Origin of the sequence: Streptomyces sp. MH60, from assembly GCF_002939385.1 — a bacterium.
In the GTDB taxonomy this organism is placed as follows: domain Bacteria; phylum Actinomycetota; class Actinomycetes; order Streptomycetales; family Streptomycetaceae; genus Streptomyces.
Genome location: NZ_MULI01000067.1, coordinates 1 through 24,727 on the forward strand (window position 1 = coordinate 1; position 24,727 = coordinate 24,727).

The following is a 24,727-nucleotide window of genomic DNA, read 5'->3' on the forward strand; positions in this document are numbered from 1 at the left end:
CCTCGGCGTACGACACGGCGCCCGACCCGTGGGCGGGGCCGGCCGTCCCGGTGGCCGGTGCCGAACCCGCCGCCGATCCGTGGGGGCGTTACGACCCCTGGGCCGCCTCCGCCCGGCTCCACGACGCGGCCGAGCGCGCGCCGGAGCGGCGACGTCGGCCGGCCGTGAAGGTGCTCGTCGGCGGGGCGCTGCTCATCGCCCTGGTCTCCGGCGGCATCGGCGGCGCCGTCGGCGCCCACCTGGAACGGAACGGCGGCGTGGGCACCGTGGAGCTGCCCCAGGCCGGACCCGAGGCGGCCGAGCGGGACCCGGACAGCGTCGCCGGCATCGCCGCGCGCGCCCTGCCCAGCGTGGTGACCCTGCACGTGAGCGGCAGCGAGGCGGCCGGCACCGGCACCGGGTTCGTACTCGACGACCGCGGCCACATCCTGACCAACAACCACGTCGTGGAGCCCGCGGGCTCCGGCGGCGAGATCACCGTGACCTTCAACAGCGGCGACACCGCCGAGGCCACCGTCGTCGGCCGGGACAGCGGGTACGACCTCGCCGTGGTGAAGGTCAAGGGCGTCAGCGGCCTCACCCCGATGCCCCTGGGCAACTCCGACGGGGTGCGCGTCGGCGACCCCGTCGTCGCCATCGGCGCCCCCTTCGACCTGGCCGGCACGGTCACCTCCGGCATCATCAGCGCCAAGGAACGGCCCATCACCGCGGGCGGCGAGGAGGGCGACGGCAGCGACGTCTCGTACGTCGACGCCCTGCAGACCGACGCGCCCATCAACCCCGGCAACTCCGGCGGCCCCCTCCTGGACGCGCGGGGCCGGGCCATCGGCATCAACTCCGCCATCCGCTCCGCCGACAGCGGCAGCGCCGAGTCGGACGGCGGTCAGGCCGGTTCCATAGGGCTCGGCTTCGCCATCCCCATCAACCAGGGCAAGCGCGTCGCCGAGGAACTGATCAACACCGGCAAGGCCGCCCACCCCGTCATCGGCATCACCCTCGACATGAACTACACGGGCGACGGTGCCCGGGTGAGCGCCAAGGACGGCGACGGCGGACCCGCGGTCACCACCGGCGGCCCCGGCGCCAAGGCCGGCATCAAGCCGGGGGACGTGATCACCGCGGTCGACGGACAGCGTGTGCACTCCGGCGAGGAACTCATCGTCAAGACCCGCGCCCACCGCCCCGGCGACCGCCTGGAGCTGACCCTGGAACGCGACGGCAAGGAGACCGAGGTCTCACTGGTGCTCGGCTCCTCCGGCGGCGACTGACCCCGGCGAAGGTCCCGACAAGGCGCCAGGAAGGCAAACAATTCGGAAAGCGCTCACGTACACCCACTCGGGGCTCACGGGACGGTACCGGTCGGACGGGATCGACGGGTACCGTGGTGGCGGCCCGGACATCCCAAGGAGCTTCAGGTGTTCAATGACATAGGCGCACTAGAGCTGGTGACGCTCGTCGTCCTTGCCGTGCTCGTCTTCGGGCCGGACAAGCTCCCCAAGGTCATCCAGGACGTGACGCGCACCATCCGGAAGATCCGGGAGTTCTCGGACAGCGCCAAGCAGGACATCCGCCAGGAGCTGGGCCCCGAGTTCAAGGACTTCGAGTTCGAGGACCTCAACCCCAAGACGTTCCTGCGCAAGCAGCTGGACAACGACGAGCTGGGGCTCAAGGAGATCCGCAACGGCTTCGACCTGAAGAAGGAGATGGCCGAGGTCACCGACGCGGTCCACGGCCGTGACACGGAGCCCTCGTCCTCCGGGTCGTCGTCCTCCGGCTCGGGCAGCGGTCGTGTCGACATGTCGAAGAAGCCCGAGACGCCCGGCAAGACCGACAAGCCCGCCGACGACCGTCCGCCCTTCGACATGGACGCCACCTGACCCCACCCCGCGCCCGGCCCGCGGACCGCGAACGTGACGTGTCTCATACTCCGGACGGGGCGCACAGGCCCTGAAGGCGACGCCCGGGCGGCCCACGCGCCGGGCGATTTCCCGGCTGCCGCCAGTGGGATGGCTATGCTGCCCGAGTTGTTGTGCGGACCGGACGAGTGCGCCCGAAGGGGGGCGGGCCGTTCCGGTCCGACGAGAGCGAGGAGGCGTCCGGGCACATGGAGACGACGAGTCGGGCAGTCGCGCAGGCGCCGGCCGCGGAGGGCGGACCACAGTCCCCCTCCGGCCGGAGCACGGTCGACGGCTACCTGCGTGCGCCCTTCCCGTGGTACGGCCTCGACGAGGCCTTCACGGGACGGCGCTGGCTGATGCAGGTCGGTACGGCGGCCGACGGGGCCGTGGAGCACGGCTCGATCGGGCACGGCGACGAACCGTCGGTGCGCAACGAGCACGTGGCGGGCGACGAGCAGGACGCCAAGGAGAAGTTCGCGGTCGTCGTGACCGTCGCGGCCAACCCCGACCGGCGCAGCGCCGACGGCACCGGCCTGCTGGAGGCCACCTCGGTGTCCTCGGCGGCCTGGCTCGCCGGAGTGGGGCTGCTGTCCTTCACCTGGCCGGGCCAGATGGACCACTCGCTGCGCGACGACTGGCTGGAGCAGCAGACGGAGACCGCCTGGGTCCTCGCGGACGACCTCGACGGCGAGGACTGGACGACGCTGTCCCTGCCGGTGGACGGCGTGCCGACGCCCTTCCACTACCGGGAGTCCGAGTTCGGCTGGGTGCTGGCCGGCTCGACCGAGCAGGGCGTGCACCTCGGCGCGTACGGGCGGGGCATGAGCGCGTACGGGCTGGCGTTCGCCGTCGTCAAGGACATCGCCGCGTACGCCTAGCCGGCCGCGCGTACGACGCAGGGGCGCCGTCCCGGCGGACAGCGCCCCTGCTTGCCGTACCCCTGTCCCGTACGGGACGTCAGAACTTGTTCCTCGGCGTGATCCCCAGCGACAGCCCCGAGAGGCCACGCTGCCGGCCGCCGAGCTTGCCCGCGATCGAGCGCAGGGCCGCGCCCGCCGGGGAGTCCGGGTCGGACAGGACGACGGGCTTGCCCTCGTCGCCGCCCTCGCGCAGCCGGACGTCGATCGGGATGGCGCCGAGGACCGGCACCGACGCACCGGTCGTGCGGGTCAGGCCGTCGGCGACCGTCTGACCGCCGCCGGTGCCGAAGACGTCGACCATCTCGCCGCAGTGCGGGCAGGGCAGCCCGGACATGTTCTCGACCACGCCGACGATCTTCTGGTGGGTCTGCACGGCGATGGCGCCGGCCCGCTCCGCCACCTCGGCGGCGGCCTGCTGAGGGGTCGTCACGACCAGGATCTCCGCGTTCGGCACCAGCTGCGCCACCGAGATCGCGATGTCGCCGGTGCCGGGCGGCAGGTCGAGCAGCAGGACGTCCAGGTCACCCCAGTACACGTCCGCCAGGAACTGCTGGAGCGCGCGGTGCAGCATCGGGCCGCGCCAGACCACCGGCGCGTTGCCCGGGGTGAACATGCCGATCGAGATGACCTTCACCCCGTGGGCCGAAGGCGGCATGATCATGTTCTCGACCTGGGTGGGACGCCCGTCGGCGCCCAGCATGCGCGGCACGGAGTGGCCGTAGATGTCGGCGTCGACGACACCGACCTTCAGGCCGTCGGCCGCCATCGAGGCCGCCAGGTTCACCGTCACCGAGGACTTGCCGACGCCGCCCTTGCCGGACGCCACCGCGTACACCCGGGTCAGGCTGCCCGGCTTGGCGAAGGGCACCTCGCGCTCGGTCTGGCCGCCGCGCAGGGCGGTGGCCAGCTCCTTGCGCTGCTCGTCGCTCATCACGTCCAGCTCGACGTCGACGCGCGTGACGCCCTCGATCCGCGAGACCGCGTCCGTCACGCGCTGCGTGATGGTGTCCCGCATGGGGCAGCCGGAGACCGTCAGGTACACGGCGACCGCGACCGCTCCGTCCGCGCCGATCTCCACCGACTTGACCATTCCCAGCTCGGTGATGGGCCGGTTGATCTCGGGGTCGTTCACCGTCGCCAGTGCTTCGCGCACCGCGTCTTCCGTAGCCATAGGGTCGATGGTACGGCGCCGCCCACCGGGCGCGGAAAGCCCCGTCAGCGGTCGTGTACGTCACGCCCCGCGGACCGGTCCGCCGGGAATACCCCGCGGTCGGGGTGGTGGCCGTTCTGCCGCTCCTCCAGGTCCTTGACGAGGTCCTGCAGCTCGGAGCGGATCCAGTCCCGCGTCGCGACCTCGCCGAGCCCGATACGCAGGGCGGCGATCTCCCGGGTCAGGTACTCGGTGTCCGCGATCGACCGCTCGTTCTGCTTGCGGTCCTGCTCCAGGTTGACCCGGTCCCGGTCGTCCTGCCGGTTCTGCGCGAGCAGGATCAGCGGCGCGGCGTAGGAGGCCTGGAGCGACAGCATCAGCGTCAGGAAGATGAACGGGTACTCGTCGAAGCGCAGCCCGCTCGGCGCCGACACGTTCCACACCACCCAGAGGATGATGACGACCGTCATCCAGACGATGAACCGCCCGGTGCCCAGGAAGCGCGCGACGCGCTCCGACAGCCGGCCGAAGGACTCCGGGTCCCACTCGGGCAGCAGCCTGCGGCGCGGCGGTCGGGGCTGGTCGAGGCGGGTCCGGGTGCGGGAGGACGCGGTGGCCCCCGACGTGGCGCGCTCCCGGGTCGTCGTCTCGCGCTCAGGCACCATCGGCGGCCACCTCCCCCGTCGTCTCGTCCAGGTGGTACTCGGTCTCCCGCCAGTCGTCGGGCAGCATGTGGTCCAGTACGTCGTCCACGGTGACCGCGCCGAGCAGCGCCCCCGAGTCGTCGACGACGGGTGCCGCGACCATGTCGTAGGCGGCGAAGAACCCGGCGACCACGGGCAGCGCGGCGTCCGGCTCCAGGGGCTGCAGGTCGTCGTCGAGGATCGAGCCGACCAGCGTGTACGGGGGGTCGCGCAGCAGGCGCTGGAAGTGGACCGTGCCCAGGTACTTGCCGGTCGGCGTCTCCTCGGGCGGCCGGCAGACGTAGATCTGCGCGGCGTGCGCCGGCGACAGGTCGGGGTTGCGGATGCGGGCCAGGGCGTCGGCGACGGTCGCGTCGGGCCGCAGCACGATCGGCTCGGTCGTCATCAGACCGCCGGCCGTGTGCTCCTCGTACGCCATCAGGCGCCGCATGTCGGCCGCGTCGTCGGGCTGCATCAGGCTGAGCAGCCGTTCCTTGTCCGCCTCGGGCAGCTCGCCGAGCAGGTCGGCCGCGTCGTCGGGGTCCATCGCCTCCAGGACGTCCGCGGCGCGCTCCTCCTTCAGCTTGCCGAGGATCTCGATCTGGTCGTCCTCGGGCAGCTCCTCCAGCACGTCGGCCAGGCGGTCGTCGTCGAGTGCGGCGGCGACCTCGGCACGGCGCTTGGCGGACAGGTGGTGCAGGACGTTGGCGAGGTCGGCGGGGCGCAGCTGCTCGAAGGTGGCCAGCAGGTTCTCGGCGCCCTGTCCCTGCTCCTCGACGGAGAAGCCGGTGACGCCGGACCACTCCACGGTCAGCGTCTCGCCCTTGTTGCGGCGGAAGGCGCCGCCCTTGCGGCCCTTGCGGACGAAGACCTTGTCGATCTCCCAGTCCCGGCGGGCGGGCAGCTGCTGCACCGACAGGTCGAGCACCGTGACCTCCTCGCCCGTCTCGGCGAGCGTGACCCGCCGGTCGAGCAGCTCGCCGAAGACGAGGCGCTCGGTGGGCCGCTGCTCGAAACGCCGGACGTTGACCACGCCGGTGGTGATGACCTGGCCGGACTCGATGCCGGTGACCCGGGTCATGGGCAGGAAGATCCGGCGGCGGGTGGTGAGTTCGACGACCAGGCCGAGCACCCGCGGGGGTTTGCGGGCCACGCGGAGCATGACGACCAGATCGCGCACGCGTCCCACCTGGTCGCCGGCCGGGTCGAAGACGGCGATGCCGGAGAGGTGGGAGACGAAGATCCGGGGGGCGCCCGCTGCCATGGCCGCGGCCTCCTTTCCTCACGCTGCGCGGAGTCGAGTGAGAGTGCGTGAACGTCGAATGGGAGTGCGTGAAGGCTGATTCGTACGGTGTCTCTTTTCCGAATTGCCCGCTCGGACGCGCTTCAGGCTAGCCCGTCCCCATCGGCCTCGCCCTGGTGGCCGGTCCGGACGGACCGGCTCCGATCGCCCCGCACGGCCCCGGTACGCTGCGCCCTGGCCCGGTCGGTTCGCCGCCGACGTCCGTCGGCCTCGTGTCCGCCCTGTCAGAAAGGCAGTTTTCCCCGTGTCTGTGACTCCCCGGCGCCGAATCCGCAGGGCCGCCTGGCTGGGCGCGGTGTGCGCCCTGGCCGTGACGGGAGCCGGGCTGACGGGATGCAGCGGCGAGGACCCCGACGCGGGCACCAACGGCCTCGGCAAGCTCCCGGCGGACAAGATCCAGGCGAAGGCGAGTACGGCCGCGCAGACCGCCGACACGGTCCGCCTGCACGGCACGGTGGACGCCGGCGGCAACAGGTACACGCTCGACATGCGGCTGAAGGCCGACGGAGGGACCGGGTCGGTCGCCGCCGAGGGGACGACGTTCGGACTGCTGCGCGTCGGCGAGCAGCTCTTCCTCAAGGCCGACGCCGGGTTCTGGAGCCACGACGACGGCGACGCCAAGGCGGCCGACAAGCTCGCCGGCAAGTACGTGAAGGTGCCGCAGAGCGACCCCGTGTACAAGAAGTTCAGCGGCTTCACGGACAAGGACGTCCTCCTCGGCGGTCTGCTGACCCTGCACGGCACGGTGAAGACGGACGGCCGCCACGAGCAGGCGGGCGTGCGCACCATCCGGATCACCGGCGACGACGGTGCCGGCGGCGCGCTGGACGTCTCCCTGGAGGGCACGCCGTACCCGCTGCGGCTGGTGCGGGCGGGCAGCGCGGGCACGATCGGCTTCTCGGACTGGAACAAGGACTTCGCGCTGGAGCAGCCGGCGAAGGACGACACCCTGGACTACGGCAAGCAGCTGCCGACGTCCTGAGGCGTCCCTGGGGCGTCAGCGCCGTTTGCGGCGCTTCAGCAGCAGGCGCGGCAGCCCGGCCGGCACCGGCTGCCGGGTCGTCGCCGGGCTCGGCAGCGGTGCCTCGGCCAGCGAGGCGTCGGGCAGCGGCGCCGTGCTCCCCGTCGGCTCCAGGCGCAGCACCCGGCACTCACGGGCCCAGCGGCCGGTCATGGCCTCGCCGTCCGGGGCGTTCAGCCGCTTGCCCTTGAGGTCGCCGACCGCCGCCTGCCACGCCTCGGAACCGGACGGCAGCTCCACGACCCGCGCGGCCCAGGAGACCAGCCGGCCGCCCTTGTCCTTGCTGCGCACCGTCACCTCGGCCGCGACCCCGTCGGCCAGCCCCGGCAGCGGTTGCTCGCCCGGCCCGTCGCCGACGACGCAGGCCGCGCCCTCGTGCCAGACGTGCCACAGCGCCCGGGCGGGCACCCCGGGGCCCTTGACCCAGATGAGGCCGGACTTCTTGGTGGCCTCCTCGACGAGGGCCTGGTCGAGCAGCTCGCGTGTCATGCGGTCAGCCTATCCAGGGGCCCGGGGGCGGGTTCAGAGCCAGCCGTTGCGCTTGAGCGTGCGGTGGATGCCCAGACAGAGCGCGACCGTGACGGACAGGACCAGCGGGTAGCCGAACTTCCAGTGGGTCTCCGGCATGTAGTCGAAGTTCATGCCGTACACCCCGCACACCATCGTCGGCACGGCGATGATCGCGGCCCACGAGGTGATCTTGCGCATGTCCTCGTTCTGCGCGACGGACGCCTGGGCCAGGTTGGCCTGGAGGATGGAGTTCAGCAGTTCGTCGAAGCCGATGACCTGCTCCTGCACCCGCGCCACGTGGTCGGCGACGTCCCGGAAGTACTTCTGGATCTCCGGATCGATCAGCCGCATCGGCCGCTCGCTGAGCAGCTGCATGGGCCGCAGCAGCGGCGCCACCGCCCGCTTGAACTCCAGCACCTCGCGCTTGAGTTGGTAGATCCGTCCGGCGTCGGTGCCGCGCGGGGTGCCCTTGCGGCCCGGCGAGAACACCTCCGTCTCGACCTCGTCGATGTCGTCCTGCACGGCGTCGGCGACCGCGATGTAGCCGTCGACGACGTGGTCGGCGATGGTGTGCAGCACCGCGGAGGGGCCCTTGATCAGCAGCTCGGGGTCCTCCTGGAGGCGGCGGCGCAGCGCGCGCAGCGAGCCCTTCCCGCCGTGCCGGACGGTGATGAAGAAGTCCCGCCCGGTGAAGCACATCACCTCGCCGGTCTCGACGACCTCGCTGTTGGCGGTGAGCTGGTCGTGGTCGACGTAGTGGACGGTCTTGAAGACCGTGAACAGGGAGTCGTCGTAGCGCTCCAGCTTGGGCCGCTGGTGGGCCTGGACCGCGTCCTCCACGGCCAGCGGGTGCAGCCCGAACTCCCGGGCGATACCGGCGAACTCGTCCTCGGTGGGCTCGTGCAGGCCGATCCACACGAACCCGCCGTCGCGGCGCACCTGGCGCATCGCCGTGTGCGGGGTCAGCGGCACGTCGGTCTCGACGCGGGTGCCGTCGCGGTAGACGGCGCAGTCGACGACGGCGGAGGCGGTCGCCGGGTCGCGGGTGGTGTCGTAGGGACCGCTGTCCTTGCACAGGGAGACGCGGGACGGGCGGACGGCGGCGCGCAGGTCACGGATCATCGACATGGCAGGCTCCTTCGCGGCGGGGCAGCGAACGAGGCCGGTGACGGGTGGAACCGCCCGGAATGAGGACGTCCTGACTACGCGTGTTCGGCGCGTCCACAAAGCGGGGGGCACCGCACCGTCGCGGTGGCCGGCTTCGCTGCTGATTCAGCTGCTGATACGGATCGACGGACATCGCGTCGACGGACCGGATCAGGCAAAACGAGACGAAGTGCTCTTCCGTGAGAAGGCGCGCACAGGAAGCCGCGGCAGGAAGGCCGAAGCAGCTGCGTCAGCGGCTGGAAGAGCGGGTGGTACTGCACGGTCGACTTCGGTCCATGCCGCCCACCTCCTCCGGCCGGTCCCTCGTGAGGGACGATCCATTCCCCTTGTTTGGAGGGGTTCCCCGTAGGGGAGAGTTCACAGCGTCGGGGGCTTGATCGCGACGCGCTGCGTGCTGCCCCGAACCGCTGGCCCACAGTACCAGCCGCGCGACGTGTCAAGGCGCCGCTTTGCCTCTTCACGACGAGTTCTATGCTCGCCGCATGGCTGATGTTCTTCCTCTGGTCGAGGCCCGGTTGCACAGCGCGCTGGGCGAGCCGGACGCGCGCGCGGCGGTCACCTTCCTCGGCACCGACCGCATCGAGGTGCTGCGTTTCCCCGCCTCCGGCCAGGAGGGCGACGTCGTCCGCTACGCCACCCTCGGCATGTCGGCCCAGCCCATGGCGGACCCCACGGCCGCGCTCGCCGACCCGGTCAAGGGTCCCCGCGCCGAGCTGGTGCTCTCCGTGCGGACCGGGGCGGCCGACACCGACAAGGTGCTCCGCCCGCTCGCCGTGCTGGCCGCGTCCCCACAGGTCGAGGGCGTGATCGTGGCGCCCGGCGCGTCACTCGACGTCGGCGAGCCGCTGTGGCCCGGGGCCCCTTTCACCTCGGTACTGGTCGCCGAGCCGGGCGGTCTGGTCGAGGACCTGGAGCTGGACGCCCCGCTGGACCCCGTGCGGTTCCTGCCGCTGCTGCCGATGACGCCGAACGAGGCCGCCTGGAAGCGCGTGCACGGCGCGCCCGCGCTCCAGGAGCGCTGGCTGAACCACGGAACGGACCTGCGCGATCCGTCGCGCAGGTCCGTACCGCTGGACTGACGTGGTGGGGTGACACAAGTCACCGGATTCCCCCGTCAGTTGGCGAAGACGGTGACCGAGTCCTCACTGGCGTGCCGCGGTTCCAGCTCCTCCGCCTCGTGGGTGAGCGCGCGGCGGCGTACGACGACCACGACCGCGCCGAGCAGGGCGGTCACCGCGGCCACCACGAACGGGATGTGGACGTCGGTCCACTCCTCGATCTTCGGCGCGAAGTAGGGGGCGGCCGCCGCGGCGAACCAGCGCACGAAGTTGTAGCCCGCGCTGGCCACCGGACGTGGCGCGTCCGAGACCCCGAGCGCCAGCTCGGTGTAGACCGTGTTGTTCACGCCGATGAACGCGCCGGACAGGATCGTGCAGGCGATCGCCGCGGTGTGGTTGCCGTAGCCGAGGACCAGGACGTCGGCCGCGAGCAGCACCAGCGAGCCGCCGAGCACCTTGAGCGAGCCGAAGCGCCGCTGCATGCGCGGCGCCACCAGCACCGAGAAGACGGCGAGCAGCACGCCCCACGCGAAGAACACGGCACCCGACTTGTACGGCGTCATGTTCAGCACGAACGGGGTGAAGGCCAGCACGGTGAAGAACGTGTAGTTGTAGAAGAACGCCGAGACCGCGGCGGAGGCGAGGCCGCCGTGGCCCAGCGCCTTGATCGGGTCGAGCAGCGAGGTCTTGCGGGCCGGCTTCGGCTGCTCCTTCAGGAACACCGTGATGCACAGGAAGCCGATCGCCATCAGGAAGGCCGTGCCGAAGAACGGGTAGCGCCAGCTGGCGTCGCCGAGCAGCGCGCCCAGCAGCGGGCCGCAGGCCATGCCGAGGCCGAGGGCGGACTCGTAGAGCAGGATCGCGGCGGCGCTCCCGCCGGCCGCCGCGCCGACGATCACGGCGAGGGCCGTCGAGACGAAGAGCGCGTTGCCCAGGCCCCAGCCCGCCCGGTAGCCGACGAGCTGGCCGACGGTGTCGGAGGTGCCGGCGAGGCCCGCGAAGACCACGACGAAGGCCAGGCCGAGCAGCAGGGTCTTGCGGCCGCCGATGCGGCTGGAGACGAAGCCGGTGACCAGCATCGCCAGGGCGGTGATGAGGAAGTACGAGGTGAACAGGAGGGAGACCTGACCGGCGCTCGCGTCCAGGCCCTTGGCGATGGACGGGAGGATCGGGTCGACGAGCCCGATGCCCATGAAGGCCACCACGGACGCGCCCGCGGTCGCCCACACGGCCTTGGGCTGCCGCAGGATGCCGCCCGCACCCGCGTCGAAGGTGTCCATGCTTGCTCTCCCATGCCGAGGAATTGGTTGGTGTATACACATAGTAAGTTAGATCTGCTAATTAATGCAACATACATCTAGTCGTCTGGAGGTCGGTCCGGAGTCGGTTCGGTAGGCGCCCTTCCGTCCGGATGGGTGATCGTCCTTGACGTGGGGGAGCGGGGGTAGGACCGTGGGGCTCTATGAGGGGCGAACCCAGTTGCCCGAAGTGTGGTGGCCGGGTCAGGGCTCCCGGCCTCTTCGCCGATTCCTGGCAGTGCGACCTGCACGGCACCGTGCACCCGGTCCAGCCCGTACTCCCGCCCAGCGTCGAGGCGCTCGGCGTCGTGGTGCACCGCACGCAGGTGCCGGTGTGGATGCCCTGGCCGTTGCCGGTCGGCTGGCTGTTCACCGGCGTCGCCTGTGCGGGCGACGACCGCAGCGGGGGCAGGGCGACCGCCGTCGCCTGTTCCGGCCCCGGTCCGCTCGGGGGCATCGGTGAGCTGATCCTGGTCGCCGAGGAACTCGGCGTCGGCCTCGGCGCGCGGTACGCGGGGCTCGACGCCCCCGACCCCGGGCCGTACCTGGACGTCGAGAAGCCGCCCCAGGCCAAGGTCCTGGCCGCCGGCCGCCCCACCCCCCTCTGGCACGTCTCCGGCGGCCCGGTCGACCGTGCCGTCTTCGCCGGGGAGGCCCTCGGCATGTGGCTGTGGGCCGTCGTGTGGCCCGAGCGGTCGGGGCTGCTGATGTACGAGGAGCTGGTCCTGACCGACCTGCGGGACGCGGGCGCCGAGGTGGACCTGGTGCCGTGCGGGGCGCTGTCGCCGCGGCTGATCGAGCCGCCGACGGTGCCGTAGCGCCGTACCGCGCCGTACCGCGCCGTACCGCGCCGCACCGTGTGGGCGGACGGGCTCGGCGGACGCGGGGCGAGTAGGGGGCGCAGGCGGGCTGCGGGTGTGACGGCGGGAGGTCGAGTTCCGGTTATCCTTGAGCGTCCCCCTCCGTCCCGTCATCGCTTGGAGTCTGCGTCGTGCGCATCGATCTGCACACCCACTCCACCGCGTCCGACGGCACGGACACCCCGGCCCAGCTGGTGCGCAAGGCCGCGGCGGCCGGTCTCGACGTCGTCGCGCTGACCGACCACGACACCACCCGCGGCCATGCCGAGGCCGTCGCCGCGCTGCCCGAGGGGCTCACCCTCGTCACCGGCGCCGAGCTGTCCTGCCGCCTCGACGGTGTCAGCATGCACTTGCTGGCCTACCTCTTCGACCCCGAGGAGCCCGCCCTGCTCGCCGAGCGCGAGCTGGTACGGGACGACCGGGTGCCGCGGGCCCGGGGCATGATCGCCAAGCTCAACGAACTGGGTGTGCCCGTCACCTGGGAGCAGGTCGCCGGGATCGCCGGGGACGGCTCGGTCGGCCGCCCGCACGTGGCCTCCGCCCTCGTGGAACTGGGCGTCGTCCCGACCGTGAACGACGCCTTCACCCAGGACTGGCTGGCCGACGGCGGCCGGGCCCACGTGGGGAAGCACGAGACCGACCCCTTCGAGGCGCTCCGGCTGATCAAGGGCGCGGGCGGGGTCGCCGTCTTCGCGCACCCGGCCGCCGCCAAGCGGGGCCGCACGGTGTCCGAGGCCGCGATCGCCGACCTGGCGGCCGCCGGGCTCGACGGCATCGAGGTCGACCACATGGACCACGACGCGGACACCCGGGCCCGGCTGCGCGGGACCGCGAAGGAGCTGGGGCTCCTGGTGACCGGCTCGAGCGACTACCACGGCAGCCGGAAGACCTGTGTGCTCGGCGAGTACACGACCGACCCCGAGGTGTACGGGGAGATCACGCGACGGGCGTTCGGGGCGTTCCCCGTGCCCGGGGCCGGCGGGGCCTGAGCCTCACCCCCGCGCGTCCACCTTTCCGCTCCTCCGCAAGGCCAGTAGCTCACCCATGTTCGACGTCGCCGTCTTCGGCTCCCTCTTCCTGACCCTTTTTGTCATCATGGATCCCCCCGGGATCACCCCGATCTTCCTCGCACTGACCTCCGGCCGCCCCGGCAAGGTGCAGAAGCGCATGGCCCTCCAGGCCGTCTGCGTCGCCGGTGGCGTGATCACGGTGTTCGGTCTGCTCGGGCACCAGATCCTCGACTACCTGCACGTGTCGGTGCCCGCCCTGATGATCGCGGGCGGACTGCTGCTCCTGCTGATCGCCCTCGACCTGCTCACCGGCAAGACGGACGAGCCGAAGCAGACCAAGGACGTCAACGTCGCCCTCGTACCGCTGGGCATGCCGCTGCTCGCCGGGCCCGGGGCGATCGTGTCGGTCATCCTGGCCGTGCAGAAGGCGGACAGCGTGACCACGCAGGTCTCGGTGTGGGCGGCGATCCTCGCCATCCACGTGGTGCTGTGGCTGGTGATGCGGTACTCGCTGCTGATCATCCGGGTGATCAAGGACGGCGGTGTGGTCCTGGTGACCCGCCTCGCCGGCATGATGCTCTCCGCGATCGCCGTGCAGCAGATCATCAACGGGGTCACCCAGGTGATCCAGGGCGCGTGAGCACGAGAACAGGGCCCCGCACGGAGTTCCGTGCGGGGCCCTGTTCTCGTGTGTGAAGGGTCCGCGCTACAAGGCCGAGGTGTCGGCTGGGCGGATCCACAGGCGCTGCCCGATGGCGGCGGCCTGCTGAACGATGCGGTTCACGGAGGCTGCGTCCACGACAGTCGTGTCCACGGGGGTCCCGTCGACGTCGTCGAGTCGCATGACTTCAAAGCGCATGGCCTCTCCCTTGATCTGGTCATCCTCCAGCGGAGAACTACTGGTGTGGCTCCTGGGTCGTCGGTGCCCGGGCTTCCGTAGTGGTCAACGGGATGCCCTCTGCAAACATTCCCTACGCTAAGGAAATTTTTCGCACGACTAATTACTGACAAGTAAGTCGTTTGTTACGGGGTGGCGGGGACGGCGAGCGTCGCGCGGTTCGCGGCGCGGTTCGCGGCGCGGTTCGGTGCGTGAGGGACAGGTGTCCGGTACAAGACTGACCGGGACCGGTTGTGTTCGTAGCGTGACCGCCGGGACAATGGACGCGATGAACGACGACCTCGCGCCCCTGAACGCTCGTATCGATCGCACGAACGAGCTGCTCCAGCGCATGCTCGCCGAGGTGGCGAAGACCCCCTCGACCCACGCGATCTTCGTCGACGCCGGTTATCTGTACGCGGCGGCGGGGCGGCTGGTGGCCGGGACCGAGGACCGCCGGGCCTTCGACCTGGACGCCGAGGGGCTCATCGAGGCGCTCATCGACAAGGCCCGCACCGTCTTCGCCGACAGCCGCCTGCTGCGCGTCTACTGGTACGACGGCGCCCGCCGCCGCATCCATACCGCCGAGCAGCAGTCCATCGCCGAACTCCCGGACGTCAAGGTCCGCCTGGGCAACCTCAACGCCAACAACCAACAGAAGGGCGTGGACTCCCTCATCCGCTCCGACCTGGAGTCCCTCGCCCGGCACCGCGCCATCAGCGACGCGGCCCTGCTCGGCGGCGACGAGGACCTCGTGTCCGCGGTCGAGGCCGCCCAGGGGTACGGCGCCCGCGTCCACCTGTGGGGCATCGAGGCCCCCGACGGCCGCAACCAGGCCGAGCCGCTGCTCTGGGAGGTCGACAGCCAGCGCACCCTCGACCTCGACTTCTTCAAGCCGTACGTCTCCCGGCGCGCGACCCACTCCGGCGAGGTCCCGGGCGCCCTGCGCCCCGGCCGCGAGGACGTCCGCTTCGTGGGCGCGCAGATCGCGGCGAAGTGGCTGGCGTCCCGGGGGCGCGAGTCACTGGTGGAGCTGCTCCCGGGCCACCCCTACCTCCCCGGCTCCGTGGACCAGGACCTGCTGGTGGAGGCCGAGGGGCTGCTCCAGTACTCGCTGCGCGGCCAGCCCGACCTGCGACGCGCGCTGCGGGACGGCTTCTGGGAGCACCTGCGGGCGCAGTACTAGGGCCCGGCCGGCCTCAGCGCACGTACGGTCGGGGCGGTACGGGGTGGTCGTCCCAGAAGTCGGCGAGGGCGCGGGCCGTCGGCAGGGGCTGGTCGGTGTTGGGGGAGTGCTCGGCGCCCGCGACGACCGTACGGCGCGCGTTCAGCCGTAGGGCCATCTCGTCCAGGAGGGGGACCGGCCAGGTGTCGTCGTAGGCGCCCGACAGCACGTGGAAGGGCAGCGGCACGGCGGCCAGCTCGGCGACCCGGTCCGGTTCGGTGCACAACTGGCGTCCCGTGGCGAGCAGTTGCGCCGGCCTGGTGCCCAGCCAGCGGTCGCGCAGCCGTTCCGGGTCCTCCGGGCCGTGGGCGGGGGCCGGGGCGCCGGCCTCCTCCGGCGGTCCCATGGCCTGCATCACCTTCCAGACCTCCGCCATCGTCATCGTGTCCAGCGCGTCCCGCAGCAGCTTCACCCGCTGCCGCTGCGACTCGGAGATCCGCGCCGGGCCCGAGGAGATCAGCGTGAGGGACAGGAACGGGGCGGCGTCGAGCAGGACGGCGGCCCGAGCGATCTGGCCGCCCAGGGAGTGCCCGACCAGATGTACGCGGGTCCCGAGGGCGGCGGCCTGCGCGAGAGCGTCCCGGGCCAGCTCGGACCGCGCGTAGGCGGCCTCGTCGTGCTCGGGCCCGTCCGACTCGTACTGCCCGCGCCCGTCCACGGCGACCGTGCGGTAGCCGCGCGCTCCGAGCGGCCGGTGCAGCAGCGTGAAGTCCTCCTTGCTCCCCGTGAACCCGGGCAGCATCATCACCACGCCCCTCGGCGCGACCCCGTCGGCCACGGGCGAGTCGACGACGGCGAACTCACCGCGGGCGGTACCCAGCCGGTACGCGCGGGCGTCCGGGGGCGGGCTGAAGGCGGCGTTCCTGCTCACGGGCAGAGGTTATCGGGCGGGGACCGCCGGGCGCGGACACGGGCGTGCCAACGCCGTCGGCCCGGCCCCGCGTGGATCGCGGGACCGGGCCGACGGTCTGGGACGAGCGCCGCGGATCAGCTCTCGCCGGCCTCCGCGGGCTGCGCGGTGGCCGCGGCCGTCTTGCGGGTGCGGCGGGTCTTGGGCTTCGCCTCCGCCGTGTCGGCGGTCACAGCGGGCCCCTCGACGGCGGCCGCGGCCTTACGGGTCCGGCGCCGCGGCGTGGCCTCCGGCTCCTGCGAGGCCTGGGCCGGGATCTCGGCGGCGGCCTCGGGGGCCGCGGCCGTCTTGCGGGTGCGGCGGGCCTTGGGCTTCGCCTCCGTGGCCTCGACCGTGTCGGCGGCGGCCTCTGCCTTGGCGGCGGCCGTCTTCCGGGTGCGGCGCGGCTTGGCCTCGGCCGCAGCCTCCTCCGGCTGCGCCGGGATGTCGGCCGTGGTCTCGGCGCCCTCCGCCGGTTCGGCGGCCTTGCGGGTGCGGCGGGCCTTGGGCTTCGCCTCCGTGGCCTCGACCGTGTCGGCGGCGGCTTCCGCCTTGGCGGCGGCCGTCTTCCGGGTGCGGCGCGGCTTGGCCTCGGCCGCTTCCGGAGCCTGCGCGGCCTCGGTGTCGGCGACGGCCGCCTTGCGCGTACGGCGGTGCGGCTTGGTCTCGGCCGGTGCGGACGCGGGCTCGGCCACTGCCTCGGCCGTGTCGAGCGCGGCCTCGGCGGCCGTGGCCTTGCGGGTGCGGCGGCGCGGCTTCTCGGCGGGCGCCTCGGCGGCGGGGGCCTCGACGGCCGTCGGGGTCTCCACGACCGTCGCCTCGGTGACCGTCGCAGCGGTCTCCAGCGGGGCGGCCGGGGCCTCGGCGGACTTGCGGGTGCGGCGGCGGCGCGACTTGGCCGGGGTCTCCACGACCTCCGTGGCCTCCGCCGTTTCGACGACGGTGGCCTCCGAAGGCGCGAGCGCGGTCTCCTCGACGGCCTGCGCCACCGGGGAGTCGACCGTCGTGGCGGTCTCCGGGCGGCGCGACGGCTCACCATTGCGCGTACGGCGGCGACGGCGCAGCGTGCGGGGACCCTGCGCGGCGTCGGTGCCCGCGTCGGTGGCGCCGTCGGCACCGTCGGTCACGGCCTCGGCGGCGGTCGACGCGGTGGTGGCGGTGTTCTCCGCGTCCACTGGCGCACCGCCGCGCATCCGACGGCGGCGGCGCGGCGTCGTACGGGACGAACCGTCGCGGTCGCGGTCACGGTCATTGGAACGCGCGTCGTCGCGGCCGCCACGGCCGCCCCGGTCGCCGCGTCCGCGGCCACCGCGGCCGCCCGGCTCGCCCAGGTCCTCGAGTTCCTCCGCGTCGAGCCCGGCGCGGGTGCGCTCCGAGCGCGGCAGGACGCCCTTGGTGCCCTCGGGGATACCGAGGTCGGTGTAGAAGTGCGGGGAGGTGGAGTAGGTCTCCGCCGGGTCGCTGAAGCCCAGGTCCAGCGCCTTGTTGATCAGCTGCCAACGCGGGATGTCGTCCCAGTCGACCAGCGTGATCGCCGTACCCTTCGCGCCCGCGCGGCCGGTGCGGCCGATGCGGTGCAGGTAGGTCTTCTCCTCTTCCGGCGACTGGTAGTTGATGACGTGCGTCACGCCCTCGACGTCGATGCCGCGGGCGGCGACGTCGGTGCAGACGAGGACGTCCACCTTGCCGTTGCGGAAGGCGCGAAGGGCCTGCTCGCGGGCGCCCTGGCCGAGGTCGCCGTGGACCGCGCCGGAGGCGAAGCCGCGCTGCTTGAGCTGGTCGGCCAGGTCGGCCGCGGTGCGCTTGGTGCGGCAGAAGACCATGGCAAGACCGCGGCCGTCGGCCTGCAGTATGCGGGCCACCATCTCGGGCTTGTCCATGTTGTGCGCGCGGTAGACGAACTGCTTGGTGTTCGCGACCGTCGCGCCCGCGTCGTCCGGCGAGGTGGCGGAGATGTGCGTGGGCTGCGACATGTAACGGCGGGCCAGTCCGATGACCGCGCCCGGCATCGTCGCCGAGAACAGCATGGTCTGGCGCCTGGCCGGCAGCATGTTGATGATCTTCTCGACGTCGGGCAGGAAGCCCAGGTCGAGCATCTCGTCGGCCTCGTCGAGGACCAGGCTCTTGATGTGCTTCAGGCTCAGCTTCTTCTGGCCCGCGAGGTCCAGCAGACGGCCCGGGGTGCCGACGACCACGTCGACGCCCTTCTTCAGGGCCTCCACCTGCGGCTCGTAGGCACGGCCGCCGTAGATCGCGAGGACTCGCACGTTGCGGACCTTGCCGGCGGTGAGCAGGTCGTTGGTGACCTGCTGGCACAGCTCGCGCGTCGGGACGACGACGAGGGCCTGCGGGGCGTCGGTCAGGGCCTCGGGGGCGGCGCGGCCCGCCTCGACGTCGGCGGGGACGGTGACGCGCTCGAGGAGGGGGAGGCCGAAGCCCAGCGTCTTGCCGGTGCCGGTCTTGGCCTGGCCGATGACGTCCTTGCCCGACAGGGCTACGGGGAGCGTCATCTCCTGGATGGGGAAGGGAGTGAGGATGCCGACGGCTTCGAGGGCTTCGGCGGTCTCGGGGAGGATCCCGAGGGATCGGAACGTCGTAGTCAGGGTGCTGCCTCTTCTGTGTGCGTGGTGCGAGGCGAGCGCGCGGGTCGTGCCGGACCGTGTCGGGGACGTCGGCCGCCCTTACGGGTGAGCCATAGGACACGGGACCTCTGTCGACGCTCCAGCGCTCGTACCACTGAGGGTCCCCCTCCGGGTTCCGTACGCAGTGTGGCGTACGGCGGGAGGGCTGTCGGGTCGGAGCCGATCGGGCCACCGACCGGGCATCCTCATGCGTGCGGCCCGACGACGATGTCACGTACCCGTACGTCACATACTCGGCAGGCGCATTACCACCATACCCCGGATTCGCGCACATGCGATGGCCGATTTGCTCACGTAGTCGTCGTCACACTGACTGACCAGGGACTTACCACCGCCGAAGAGCGGGCTATTGTGCGCTGCATGACGAGCTCTGACAAGCCTGGCACCGCCGCAGACGCCCCCGCCGAGACCACCGGGACCCCGGGTACCGCCGGAGCCACGCCGGTCGCCGCCCGCGACTGGGCGTCGGCCGCGGCCGACCCGCAGTACCGCGCCGCGGTCGTGGACCTGCTCGGCGCGCTCGCGTACGGCGAACTGGCGGCGTTCGAGCGGCTCGCCGAGGACGCCAAGCTGGCGCCCACGCTGGCGGACAAGGCGGAGCTGGCGAAGATGGCGTCGGCGGAGTTCCACCACTTCGAGCGGCTGCGCGACCGGCTGGCCGAGATCGGCGAGGAGCCCACGGGCGCCATGGAGCCGTTCGTGGCCGCCTACGACGGCTTCCACAAGCAGACGGACCCCTCGGACTGGCTGGAGGGTCTCGTCAAGGCCTACGTCGGCGACTCCATCGCCAGCGACTTCTACCGCGAGGTCGCCGCCCGCCTGGACACCGACACCCGCGAGCTGGTCCTCGCCGTGCTCGACGACACCGGGCACGCGGGCTTCGCCGTGGAGAAGGTGCGCGCGGCGATCGACGCCGACCCGCGCGTGGGCGGGCGGCTCGCGCTGTGGGCCCGGCGGCTGATGGGGGAGGCGCTCTCGCAGTCCCAGCGGGTGGTGGCCGACCGGGACGCGCTGTCGACGATGCTCGTGGGCGGCGTCGCGGACGGCTTCGACCTGGCCGAGGTCGGCAAGATGTTCTCCCGGATCACCGAGGCGCACACCAAGCGGATGGCCGCGCTGGGGCTGGCCGCCTGACCTGCGCCGGAGCGGGCCCCGGCGCGGTACGGCGGCTGCCGCTCAGGCGGCCGACGAGCTGCGACGGAGCCGTCCCGCGGGGCGCAGCAGCAGCGACAGCGAGGCCGCGGAGAGCGTCGCCGAGCCGAGCAGCACCAGCACGAACCCCCCGGCGCCCAGCGCCGTGTGCGTGACGAACGCCCCGAAGAGGGCTCCGGCGACGCCGGTCGGCAGGACCAGGAGCGGGGCGGGCAGGCGGTGGGGCAGACGGTGTGCGGCGGCCCATGCCAGGGCGAGGCCGAGGAGTGCGGCGCCGAGCGCTTCCAAGATCATGTCTGGGTCCCTCCCACGTGGCCGACCTGCCCCAAACGGTCACAGCCGACTTACCCCTGACCTGCGGAATGCAATCCTCCCCCTGTGGGTGAACCGTGCTCCGCCCGTGAACGGGAAGACGGGTGGGGCCCGGCGGTGTGTCACCGCCGGGCCCCACCCGTCTTCGTTCGTCGTCCCGCGTCCGGCGGCTACAGCGCGCCGAAGCCCACCTTGCGCGGGGCCGGCTCACCGATCTCGACGTAGGCGAGCCGGTCGGCCGGCACCAGGACCTTGCGGCCGTGTTCGTCCACGAGGCTCAGCAGCTGCGACTTGCCGGCCAGTGCCTCGCCCACCACGCGCTCGACCTCCTCGGCGCTCTGACCGCTCTCCAGAACGATCTCGCGAGGCGCGTGCTGCACGCCGATCTTGACCTCCACGGCTATGTCCCTCCGACGGTCAGTAAGTGCGCGATCTTCCGCGCCGTACCAGCACACATTAGCCCGGTGAGGGGACGTACACGCTGCGTCGGAGAACGCCAGGAGCGAACAGCCGACGGGAACAGAGCCCCCGCCGCGGTGGTCAGTGCTGCTAGTGCTGCTCGGTGCCGTGCAGCGGGAAGCCCGCGATGCCCCGCCAGGCCAGCGAGGTCAGCAGCTGGACCGCCTGGTCGCGGGGCACGCTGCGGTCGCTGTGCAGCCAGGAGCGCGCCACCACCTGCGCGAGACCGCCCAGGCCGGAGGCGAGCAGCATCGACTCCGCGCGCGAGAGGCCGGTGTCCTCGGCGATCACGTCGCAGATCGCCTCGGCGCACTCGTTCGTCACCTTGTCCACGCGCTCGCGCACGGCGGGCTCGTTGGTCAGGTCCGACTCGAAGACCAGGCGGAAGGCACCGCCGTCGTCCTCGACGTAGGCGAAGTAGGCGTCCATCGTCGCCCGGACGCGCTGCTTGTTGTCGGAGGTCGACGCGAGGGCGCTGCGCACGGACTGGATCAGCGCCTCGCAGTGCTGGTCCAGCAGGGCGAGGTAGAGGTCGAGCTTGCCGGGGAAGTGCTGGTAGAGCACCGGCTTGCTGACGCCGGCGCGCTCGGCGATGTCGTCCATCGCGGCCGCGTGGTAGCCCTGGGCCACGAACACTTCCTGTGCGGCGCCCAGCAGCTGGTTGCGTCGGGCTCGGCGGGGAAGGCGTGTGCCCCGCGGGCGTACCGCCTCTGTCTGCTCGATGGCTGTCACGCCGCCTCCCATAGTCGTCCTCGTGCGGTGTGCGCCGCCTCGACATCGTACTTTTCGGTAACCGTGGTGTGTGTGCTGCGAGCGCAGAATTTCACGGACCGGACGGTGGCGATAGCCGCACAACAGGTTTCAAAAGTGTCCAGAGCGGGCAAAGATCGGCCTCCCATCCGGGCGGTGGAGCCGCTCCGCGGCCGCGTGGCGCGTGGCGCGTCGCGTCCCCACCGTTCAGCGGTAGTCGTCCTCGTCGTGCGAGACGACCCGGGCCTGCTCGGCCAGGTCGGCCTCGTTGGCGCGGTCCGGCTCGACGCCGGTCAGCGGCTCGTCGCGCTCCTGTGCGAGGTCCGCCCGCTGCTCGGCGGCGTCGGCGTCGGGCGCTTCCACGTCGCGGTCCTCCGGATCCGGTGCCTGGACCTCGTCGTCGAAGGTCTCGGGGTCGGTCGGGTCGACGGTCATGCTGGGCTCCCTTCCTACGGACGGCCCCCGGGTGCAGGGGTCACACGCGGGTGCCCACTTCACGAGCCTAGGAGACACCCGATCCGGACGCCATGCATCGCCGGGCCGGTCTTGGGCGCTCGGTCCTGCGTGTCCGGTCCTGCGTGCTTGGTCGTGCGTGCTTGGTCGTGCGTGTGCGGTTGTGCCTGTCCGGTCCTGGCGCCGACGGCAGGCGCCGACGGCATCCGTACCCCGCCGACGCGCCGCCGCAGCGCCGCTTGTGACGGCGAACACACGAACCATTGTGTGATCATCTCGTAATATTGCCGCATGCCTTCGACCGAGCCGCCGTCCGTGCCGCCCGCCAACGTGCTGCCGAAGGTCGCGGCCGTCAAGGCCGCGGACGGGGAGCGGCTCAGGGCGGTCCACCTGCCCGGCATCACCCTGACGGTGCGGTCGAGACGCCCCGCCCGCGAGGGACTGCCGCCCGCCCTCTACGTCCACGGCCTCGGCGGCTCCTCGCAGAACTGGTCGGCGCTCATGCCGCTGCTGGACGGCGTCGTCCACAGCGAAGCCGTCGACCTGCCCGGCTTCGGCGATTCCCCGCCGCCGGACGACGGCGACTACTCGATCACCGGCAACGCGCGCGCGGTCATCCGTTACCTCGACGCGTCCGGGCGCGGTCCGGTGCACCTGTTCGGGAACTCGCTCGGCGGAGCCGTCGTCACCCGTGTCGCCGCGGCGCGGCCCGACCTGGTGCGGACGCTGACCCTCGTCTCGCCCGCGCTGCCGGAGATCCGCGTGCAGCGCACCGCCGTACCGACGGGACTGCTGGCGCTGCCGGGAGTGGTGCGGCTGTTCAACCGGCTCACCCGGGAGTGGACGGCGGAGCAGCGGGTCCGTGGCGTGATGGCGCTCTGCTACGGCGACCCCGGGAAAGTGAGCGAGGAGGGCTTCCGCAACGCCGTGGAGGAGATGGAGCGGCGGCTGCAACTGCCTTACTTCTGGGACGCGATGGCGCGTTCCGCGCGGGGAATCGTCAACGCGTACACGCTCGGCGGCCAGCACGCGCTGTGGCGACAGGCCGAGCGGGTTCTCGCACCCACGCTCCTGGTCTACGGTGGACGGGACCAACTCGTCGGTTACCGCATGGCCCAGCGGGCTGCCCGCGCCTTCCGTGACTCCCGGCTGCTGACCCTGCCGGACGCGGGACACGTGGCGATGATGGAGTATCCGGAGACCGTGGCCACGGCGTTCCGCGAACTCCTCGCGAACACCGCGGACGCGGTGGACACCGGGAAGCCGGCGGGTGGCGAGAGGACCGACGGGGCCGCGGACAGCGAGCCCGCCAACCAGACCACAGGAGGCTGAGGCGCGACGTGGGACGCCACAGCCGCCGCGGGCCCGCCCCCAGGGCAGACGCCGCGGACGCCGCCGCAACACGCAAGAACCCGTCGGGGCGGCCCGAGCCGCGCCCGGCGGACGGACCGTCGCAGGAGCCGCGAGGACCACAGGCGCCACAGGCGCCGTACCGACCGCAGCGGGCCGAGCCGGCACCCCGCCCGGCGCCGGCGCCGGGCGACGCCCCGGGCGCCCGCCAGGGGTACGCGGGCCCCGGCCCCGGCCCGGGGCGAGGCCCAGGCGCTCGTTTCCCGGACGGAACACCGGCCCACGGCTTCCCCCGGATGACGGACGGGACGCCCGCGCGGGGCGTCCCGAGGCTCCCCGACGGCACGCCGGCGCACGGTGTGCCCAGGTATCCCGACGGCACCCCGGCGCACGGTCTGCCGCGGGTCCGGGGCGGCCACCCCGAGCAGCGGGAGTCCGGCGGCGGCTGGGGCGAGTTGGGCGGACGGACCGGTACCGGGTACGGATCGGCGGCGGGACCGAGCGCCGAAGGCCCCGGGGCTCCCGGGGCCTTCGCGCCGTCGCCGTCCGGGCCGCCGTCGCCGTCCGGGCCGCCGTCGCCGTCCGGGCCGTCGCGCCCGCCCTTCCCGAGGCAGCGGCAGGCGCCCGGGGAGGGCCCCCGGCAGGACTACCTGGACGCCTTCGGGGCGGACGACGACGTCTTCTCGGGCCGCCCCCGGCGGCGTGCTCCCGGTGCGTCGCGGCCCGCCGACCCGTACGCCTCCGTCACCGACTGGAGCGCCGTCGACGCAGGTGACGCCGGGGGTGGTGCCGGGAGTGGCGGCGCTTCCGCCGACGCGGGTGCGGACGCCGACGACCAACCGCCCACGGGTGAACCCGCACCGGTCAAGGGTGCCAAGGGCCGGACCTTCACCGGTATCGCGGCGGCCGCCGTCACCACCGTGCTGGCCGTCGTCGTGGCCGGTCAGGTCGCCGACGGGGCGGACGGGGGCGACATGCGTGGCCAGTCGGCCACCGACCAGGCCCGGGGCGCCCACGACCCGGCGTCACGGGACGACCAGCGCCCGACGCCCTCCGCGCCCGAGGCCGCGAAGCCGCTGACGTACGAGCAGAAGATGGGCAAGACCTACCCGCTCAGCGCCACCCTCAAGGCATCGGGGAAGTTCGACGCGGTCCCGGGCATCGCCAAGGGGCCCGGGCGGGGGGAGAAGTACACCTACCGCGTGGACATCGAGCAGGGGCTCGGTCTCGACGGCGCGCTCTTCGCCGACGCCGTGCAGAAGACGCTCAACGACGACCGGAGCTGGGCCCACAACGGCGCCCGCAGCTTCGAGCGCGTCGAATCGGGCCAGCCCGACTTCGTCATCACCCTGGCCAGCCCCGGCACCACCGCCGAGTGGTGTGCCAAGTCCGGCCTGGACACCACCGAGGACAACGTGTCCTGCGACTCGGCCGCCACCCAGCGGGTGATGATCAACGCCTACCGCTGGGCCCAGGGCGCCGCGCCGTACGGTGACGCGATCTACCCCTACCGGCAGATGCTGATCAACCACGAAGTCGGTCACCGCATCGGCTACAACCACGTCACCTGCGACAAGGACGGCGAACTCGCCCCGGTCATGCAGCAGCAGACGAAGTTCATCGACCACGACGGAATCGACTGCCGTCCCAACGCCTGGGCGTACCCGAACAGCTGACCGGGCGCGGCATCACGTGTCGTGACCGCTTGATCTCCTAGCGCGACCGAACGCGCCTCGCACG

General features: G+C 72.4%; 25 protein-coding genes. 12 read left to right on the forward strand and 13 right to left on the reverse strand.

Going from position 1 to position 24,727, the window contains the following annotated elements; all coding sequences use genetic code 11:
- The 3 genes from BZZ08_RS29730 to BZZ08_RS29740 form a co-directional block, all read left to right on the forward strand.
- Positions 1 to 1,268, forward strand: a 1,268-nt coding sequence (locus BZZ08_RS29730) for a S1C family serine protease (RefSeq protein ID WP_241965600.1), incomplete at its 5' end; no start/stop codon positions are given.
- A gap of 147 nt (positions 1,269 to 1,415) precedes the next feature.
- Entirely contained in the window at positions 1,416 to 1,877 is a 462-nt protein-coding gene (locus tag BZZ08_RS29735; protein ID WP_104635307.1) for a sec-independent translocase, read from the forward strand.
- A gap of 227 nt (positions 1,878 to 2,104) precedes the next feature.
- Complete coding sequence (locus BZZ08_RS29740) at positions 2,105 to 2,776, forward strand: hypothetical protein (RefSeq protein WP_198601767.1); 672 nt, start codon at positions 2,105 to 2,107, stop codon at positions 2,774 to 2,776.
- A gap of 79 nt (positions 2,777 to 2,855) precedes the next feature.
- Here BZZ08_RS29740 and BZZ08_RS29745 read toward each other — a convergent pair whose 3' ends face one another.
- The 3 genes from BZZ08_RS29745 to BZZ08_RS29755 are packed head-to-tail and all read right to left on the reverse strand — an operon-like array spanning position 2,856 to position 5,915.
- Positions 2,856 to 3,989: an Mrp/NBP35 family ATP-binding protein gene (locus tag BZZ08_RS29745; protein ID WP_104635309.1), complete on the reverse strand. Its 1,134-nt coding sequence runs from the start codon at positions 3,987 to 3,989 to the stop codon at positions 2,856 to 2,858.
- 44 nt (positions 3,990 to 4,033) lie between these two features.
- Positions 4,034 to 4,633: a DUF1003 domain-containing protein gene (locus tag BZZ08_RS29750; protein WP_198601768.1), complete on the reverse strand. Its 600-nt coding sequence runs from the start codon at positions 4,631 to 4,633 to the stop codon at positions 4,034 to 4,036.
- A complete protein-coding gene (locus BZZ08_RS29755; protein WP_104635310.1) occupies positions 4,623 to 5,915 on the reverse strand; it encodes a magnesium transporter MgtE N-terminal domain-containing protein in 1,293 nt (430 codons plus the stop codon). The genes BZZ08_RS29750 and BZZ08_RS29755 overlap by 11 nt, the downstream gene beginning before the upstream one ends.
- A gap of 283 nt (positions 5,916 to 6,198) precedes the next feature.
- Here BZZ08_RS29755 and BZZ08_RS29760 point away from each other — a divergent pair, with 283 nt between their 5' ends.
- Positions 6,199 to 6,936, forward strand: coding sequence for a hypothetical protein (locus BZZ08_RS29760; protein WP_198601769.1), 738 nt, complete (start codon positions 6,199 to 6,201; stop codon positions 6,934 to 6,936).
- Between the two features lie 15 nt (positions 6,937 to 6,951).
- Here the strand turns inward: BZZ08_RS29760 and BZZ08_RS29765 are convergent, their stop codons facing one another.
- Positions 6,952 to 7,464, reverse strand: coding sequence for a hypothetical protein (locus BZZ08_RS29765; RefSeq protein WP_104635312.1), 513 nt, complete (start codon positions 7,462 to 7,464; stop codon positions 6,952 to 6,954).
- A 33-nt stretch (positions 7,465 to 7,497) separates the two neighbouring features.
- Positions 7,498 to 8,613, reverse strand: coding sequence for a magnesium and cobalt transport protein CorA (locus BZZ08_RS29770; RefSeq protein ID WP_104635313.1), 1,116 nt, complete (start codon positions 8,611 to 8,613; stop codon positions 7,498 to 7,500).
- Between the two features lie 521 nt (positions 8,614 to 9,134).
- Here BZZ08_RS29770 and BZZ08_RS29775 point away from each other — a divergent pair.
- Positions 9,135 to 9,731: a suppressor of fused domain protein gene (locus BZZ08_RS29775; RefSeq protein WP_104635314.1), complete on the forward strand. Its 597-nt coding sequence runs from the start codon at positions 9,135 to 9,137 to the stop codon at positions 9,729 to 9,731.
- Between the two features lie 35 nt (positions 9,732 to 9,766).
- Here BZZ08_RS29775 and BZZ08_RS29780 read toward each other — a convergent pair whose 3' ends face one another.
- Positions 9,767 to 10,990 carry an MFS transporter gene (locus BZZ08_RS29780; protein ID WP_104635315.1) on the reverse strand — a complete coding sequence of 408 codons (1,224 nt, stop codon included), beginning with the start codon at positions 10,988 to 10,990 and terminating at the stop codon, positions 9,767 to 9,769.
- Between the two features lie 182 nt (positions 10,991 to 11,172).
- Here BZZ08_RS29780 and BZZ08_RS29785 point away from each other — a divergent pair, with 182 nt between their 5' ends.
- The 3 genes from BZZ08_RS29785 to BZZ08_RS29795 all read left to right on the forward strand — a co-directional run bounded on the left by BZZ08_RS29785 (position 11,173) and on the right by BZZ08_RS29795 (position 13,518).
- Positions 11,173 to 11,826 carry a DUF6758 family protein gene (locus BZZ08_RS29785; protein ID WP_104635316.1) on the forward strand — a complete coding sequence of 218 codons (654 nt, stop codon included), beginning with the start codon at positions 11,173 to 11,175 and terminating at the stop codon, positions 11,824 to 11,826.
- A 173-nt stretch (positions 11,827 to 11,999) separates the two neighbouring features.
- Positions 12,000 to 12,857, forward strand: coding sequence for a PHP domain-containing protein (locus BZZ08_RS29790; RefSeq protein ID WP_104635317.1), 858 nt, complete (start codon positions 12,000 to 12,002; stop codon positions 12,855 to 12,857).
- Positions 12,858 to 12,912: 55 nt separating this feature from the next.
- On the forward strand, positions 12,913 to 13,518 hold the full coding sequence (locus BZZ08_RS29795; protein ID WP_003973815.1) for a MarC family protein: 606 nt from the start codon (positions 12,913 to 12,915) through the stop codon (positions 13,516 to 13,518).
- A 66-nt stretch (positions 13,519 to 13,584) separates the two neighbouring features.
- On the opposite strand, the gene BZZ08_RS29800 is transcribed toward BZZ08_RS29795, so the two are convergent.
- Positions 13,585 to 13,737, reverse strand: a complete 153-nt coding sequence (locus BZZ08_RS29800; protein ID WP_007444413.1) for a hypothetical protein — start codon at positions 13,735 to 13,737, stop codon at positions 13,585 to 13,587.
- 307 nt (positions 13,738 to 14,044) lie between these two features.
- Between BZZ08_RS29800 and BZZ08_RS29805 the strand changes: the two genes are divergently transcribed.
- A complete protein-coding gene (locus BZZ08_RS29805) occupies positions 14,045 to 14,941 on the forward strand; it encodes an NYN domain-containing protein (protein ID WP_198601770.1) in 897 nt (298 codons plus the stop codon).
- Positions 14,942 to 14,954: 13 nt separating this feature from the next.
- Here the strand turns inward: BZZ08_RS29805 and BZZ08_RS29810 are convergent, their stop codons facing one another.
- Together BZZ08_RS29810 and BZZ08_RS29815 are read right to left on the reverse strand one after the other, a co-directional pair.
- Positions 14,955 to 15,851, reverse strand: a complete 897-nt coding sequence (locus BZZ08_RS29810; RefSeq protein ID WP_104635319.1) for an alpha/beta fold hydrolase — start codon at positions 15,849 to 15,851, stop codon at positions 14,955 to 14,957.
- A gap of 116 nt (positions 15,852 to 15,967) precedes the next feature.
- Positions 15,968 to 18,379 (reverse strand): DEAD/DEAH box helicase, encoded by a 2,412-nt coding sequence (locus tag BZZ08_RS29815; RefSeq protein ID WP_104635320.1) that lies wholly within the window; start codon positions 18,377 to 18,379, stop codon positions 15,968 to 15,970.
- A 492-nt stretch (positions 18,380 to 18,871) separates the two neighbouring features.
- Here BZZ08_RS29815 and BZZ08_RS29825 point away from each other — a divergent pair, with 492 nt between their 5' ends.
- Positions 18,872 to 19,645 carry a ferritin-like domain-containing protein gene (locus BZZ08_RS29825; protein WP_104635321.1) on the forward strand — a complete coding sequence of 258 codons (774 nt, stop codon included), beginning with the start codon at positions 18,872 to 18,874 and terminating at the stop codon, positions 19,643 to 19,645.
- A 42-nt stretch (positions 19,646 to 19,687) separates the two neighbouring features.
- Here BZZ08_RS29825 and BZZ08_RS29830 read toward each other — a convergent pair whose 3' ends face one another.
- The 4 genes from BZZ08_RS29830 to BZZ08_RS29845 form a co-directional block, all read right to left on the reverse strand.
- Entirely contained in the window at positions 19,688 to 19,957 is a 270-nt protein-coding gene (locus tag BZZ08_RS29830) for a hypothetical protein (protein WP_104635322.1), read from the reverse strand.
- A gap of 188 nt (positions 19,958 to 20,145) precedes the next feature.
- Complete coding sequence (locus BZZ08_RS29835) at positions 20,146 to 20,373, reverse strand: DUF3107 domain-containing protein (RefSeq protein WP_007444428.1); 228 nt, start codon at positions 20,371 to 20,373, stop codon at positions 20,146 to 20,148.
- Positions 20,374 to 20,524: 151 nt separating this feature from the next.
- Entirely contained in the window at positions 20,525 to 21,166 is a 642-nt protein-coding gene (locus tag BZZ08_RS29840; protein ID WP_030400709.1) for a TetR/AcrR family transcriptional regulator, read from the reverse strand.
- 225 nt (positions 21,167 to 21,391) lie between these two features.
- Positions 21,392 to 21,619 (reverse strand): hypothetical protein, encoded by a 228-nt coding sequence (locus BZZ08_RS29845; RefSeq protein ID WP_104635323.1) that lies wholly within the window; start codon positions 21,617 to 21,619, stop codon positions 21,392 to 21,394.
- Between the two features lie 309 nt (positions 21,620 to 21,928).
- Between BZZ08_RS29845 and BZZ08_RS29850 the strand changes: the two genes are divergently transcribed.
- Positions 21,929 to 22,969 (forward strand): alpha/beta fold hydrolase, encoded by a 1,041-nt coding sequence (locus BZZ08_RS29850; RefSeq protein WP_104635324.1) that lies wholly within the window; start codon positions 21,929 to 21,931, stop codon positions 22,967 to 22,969.
- Positions 22,970 to 22,977: 8 nt separating this feature from the next.
- Positions 22,978 to 24,663 carry a DUF3152 domain-containing protein gene (locus BZZ08_RS29855; RefSeq protein WP_104635325.1) on the forward strand — a complete coding sequence of 562 codons (1,686 nt, stop codon included), beginning with the start codon at positions 22,978 to 22,980 and terminating at the stop codon, positions 24,661 to 24,663.
- Positions 24,664 to 24,727: the final 64 nt, after the last annotated feature.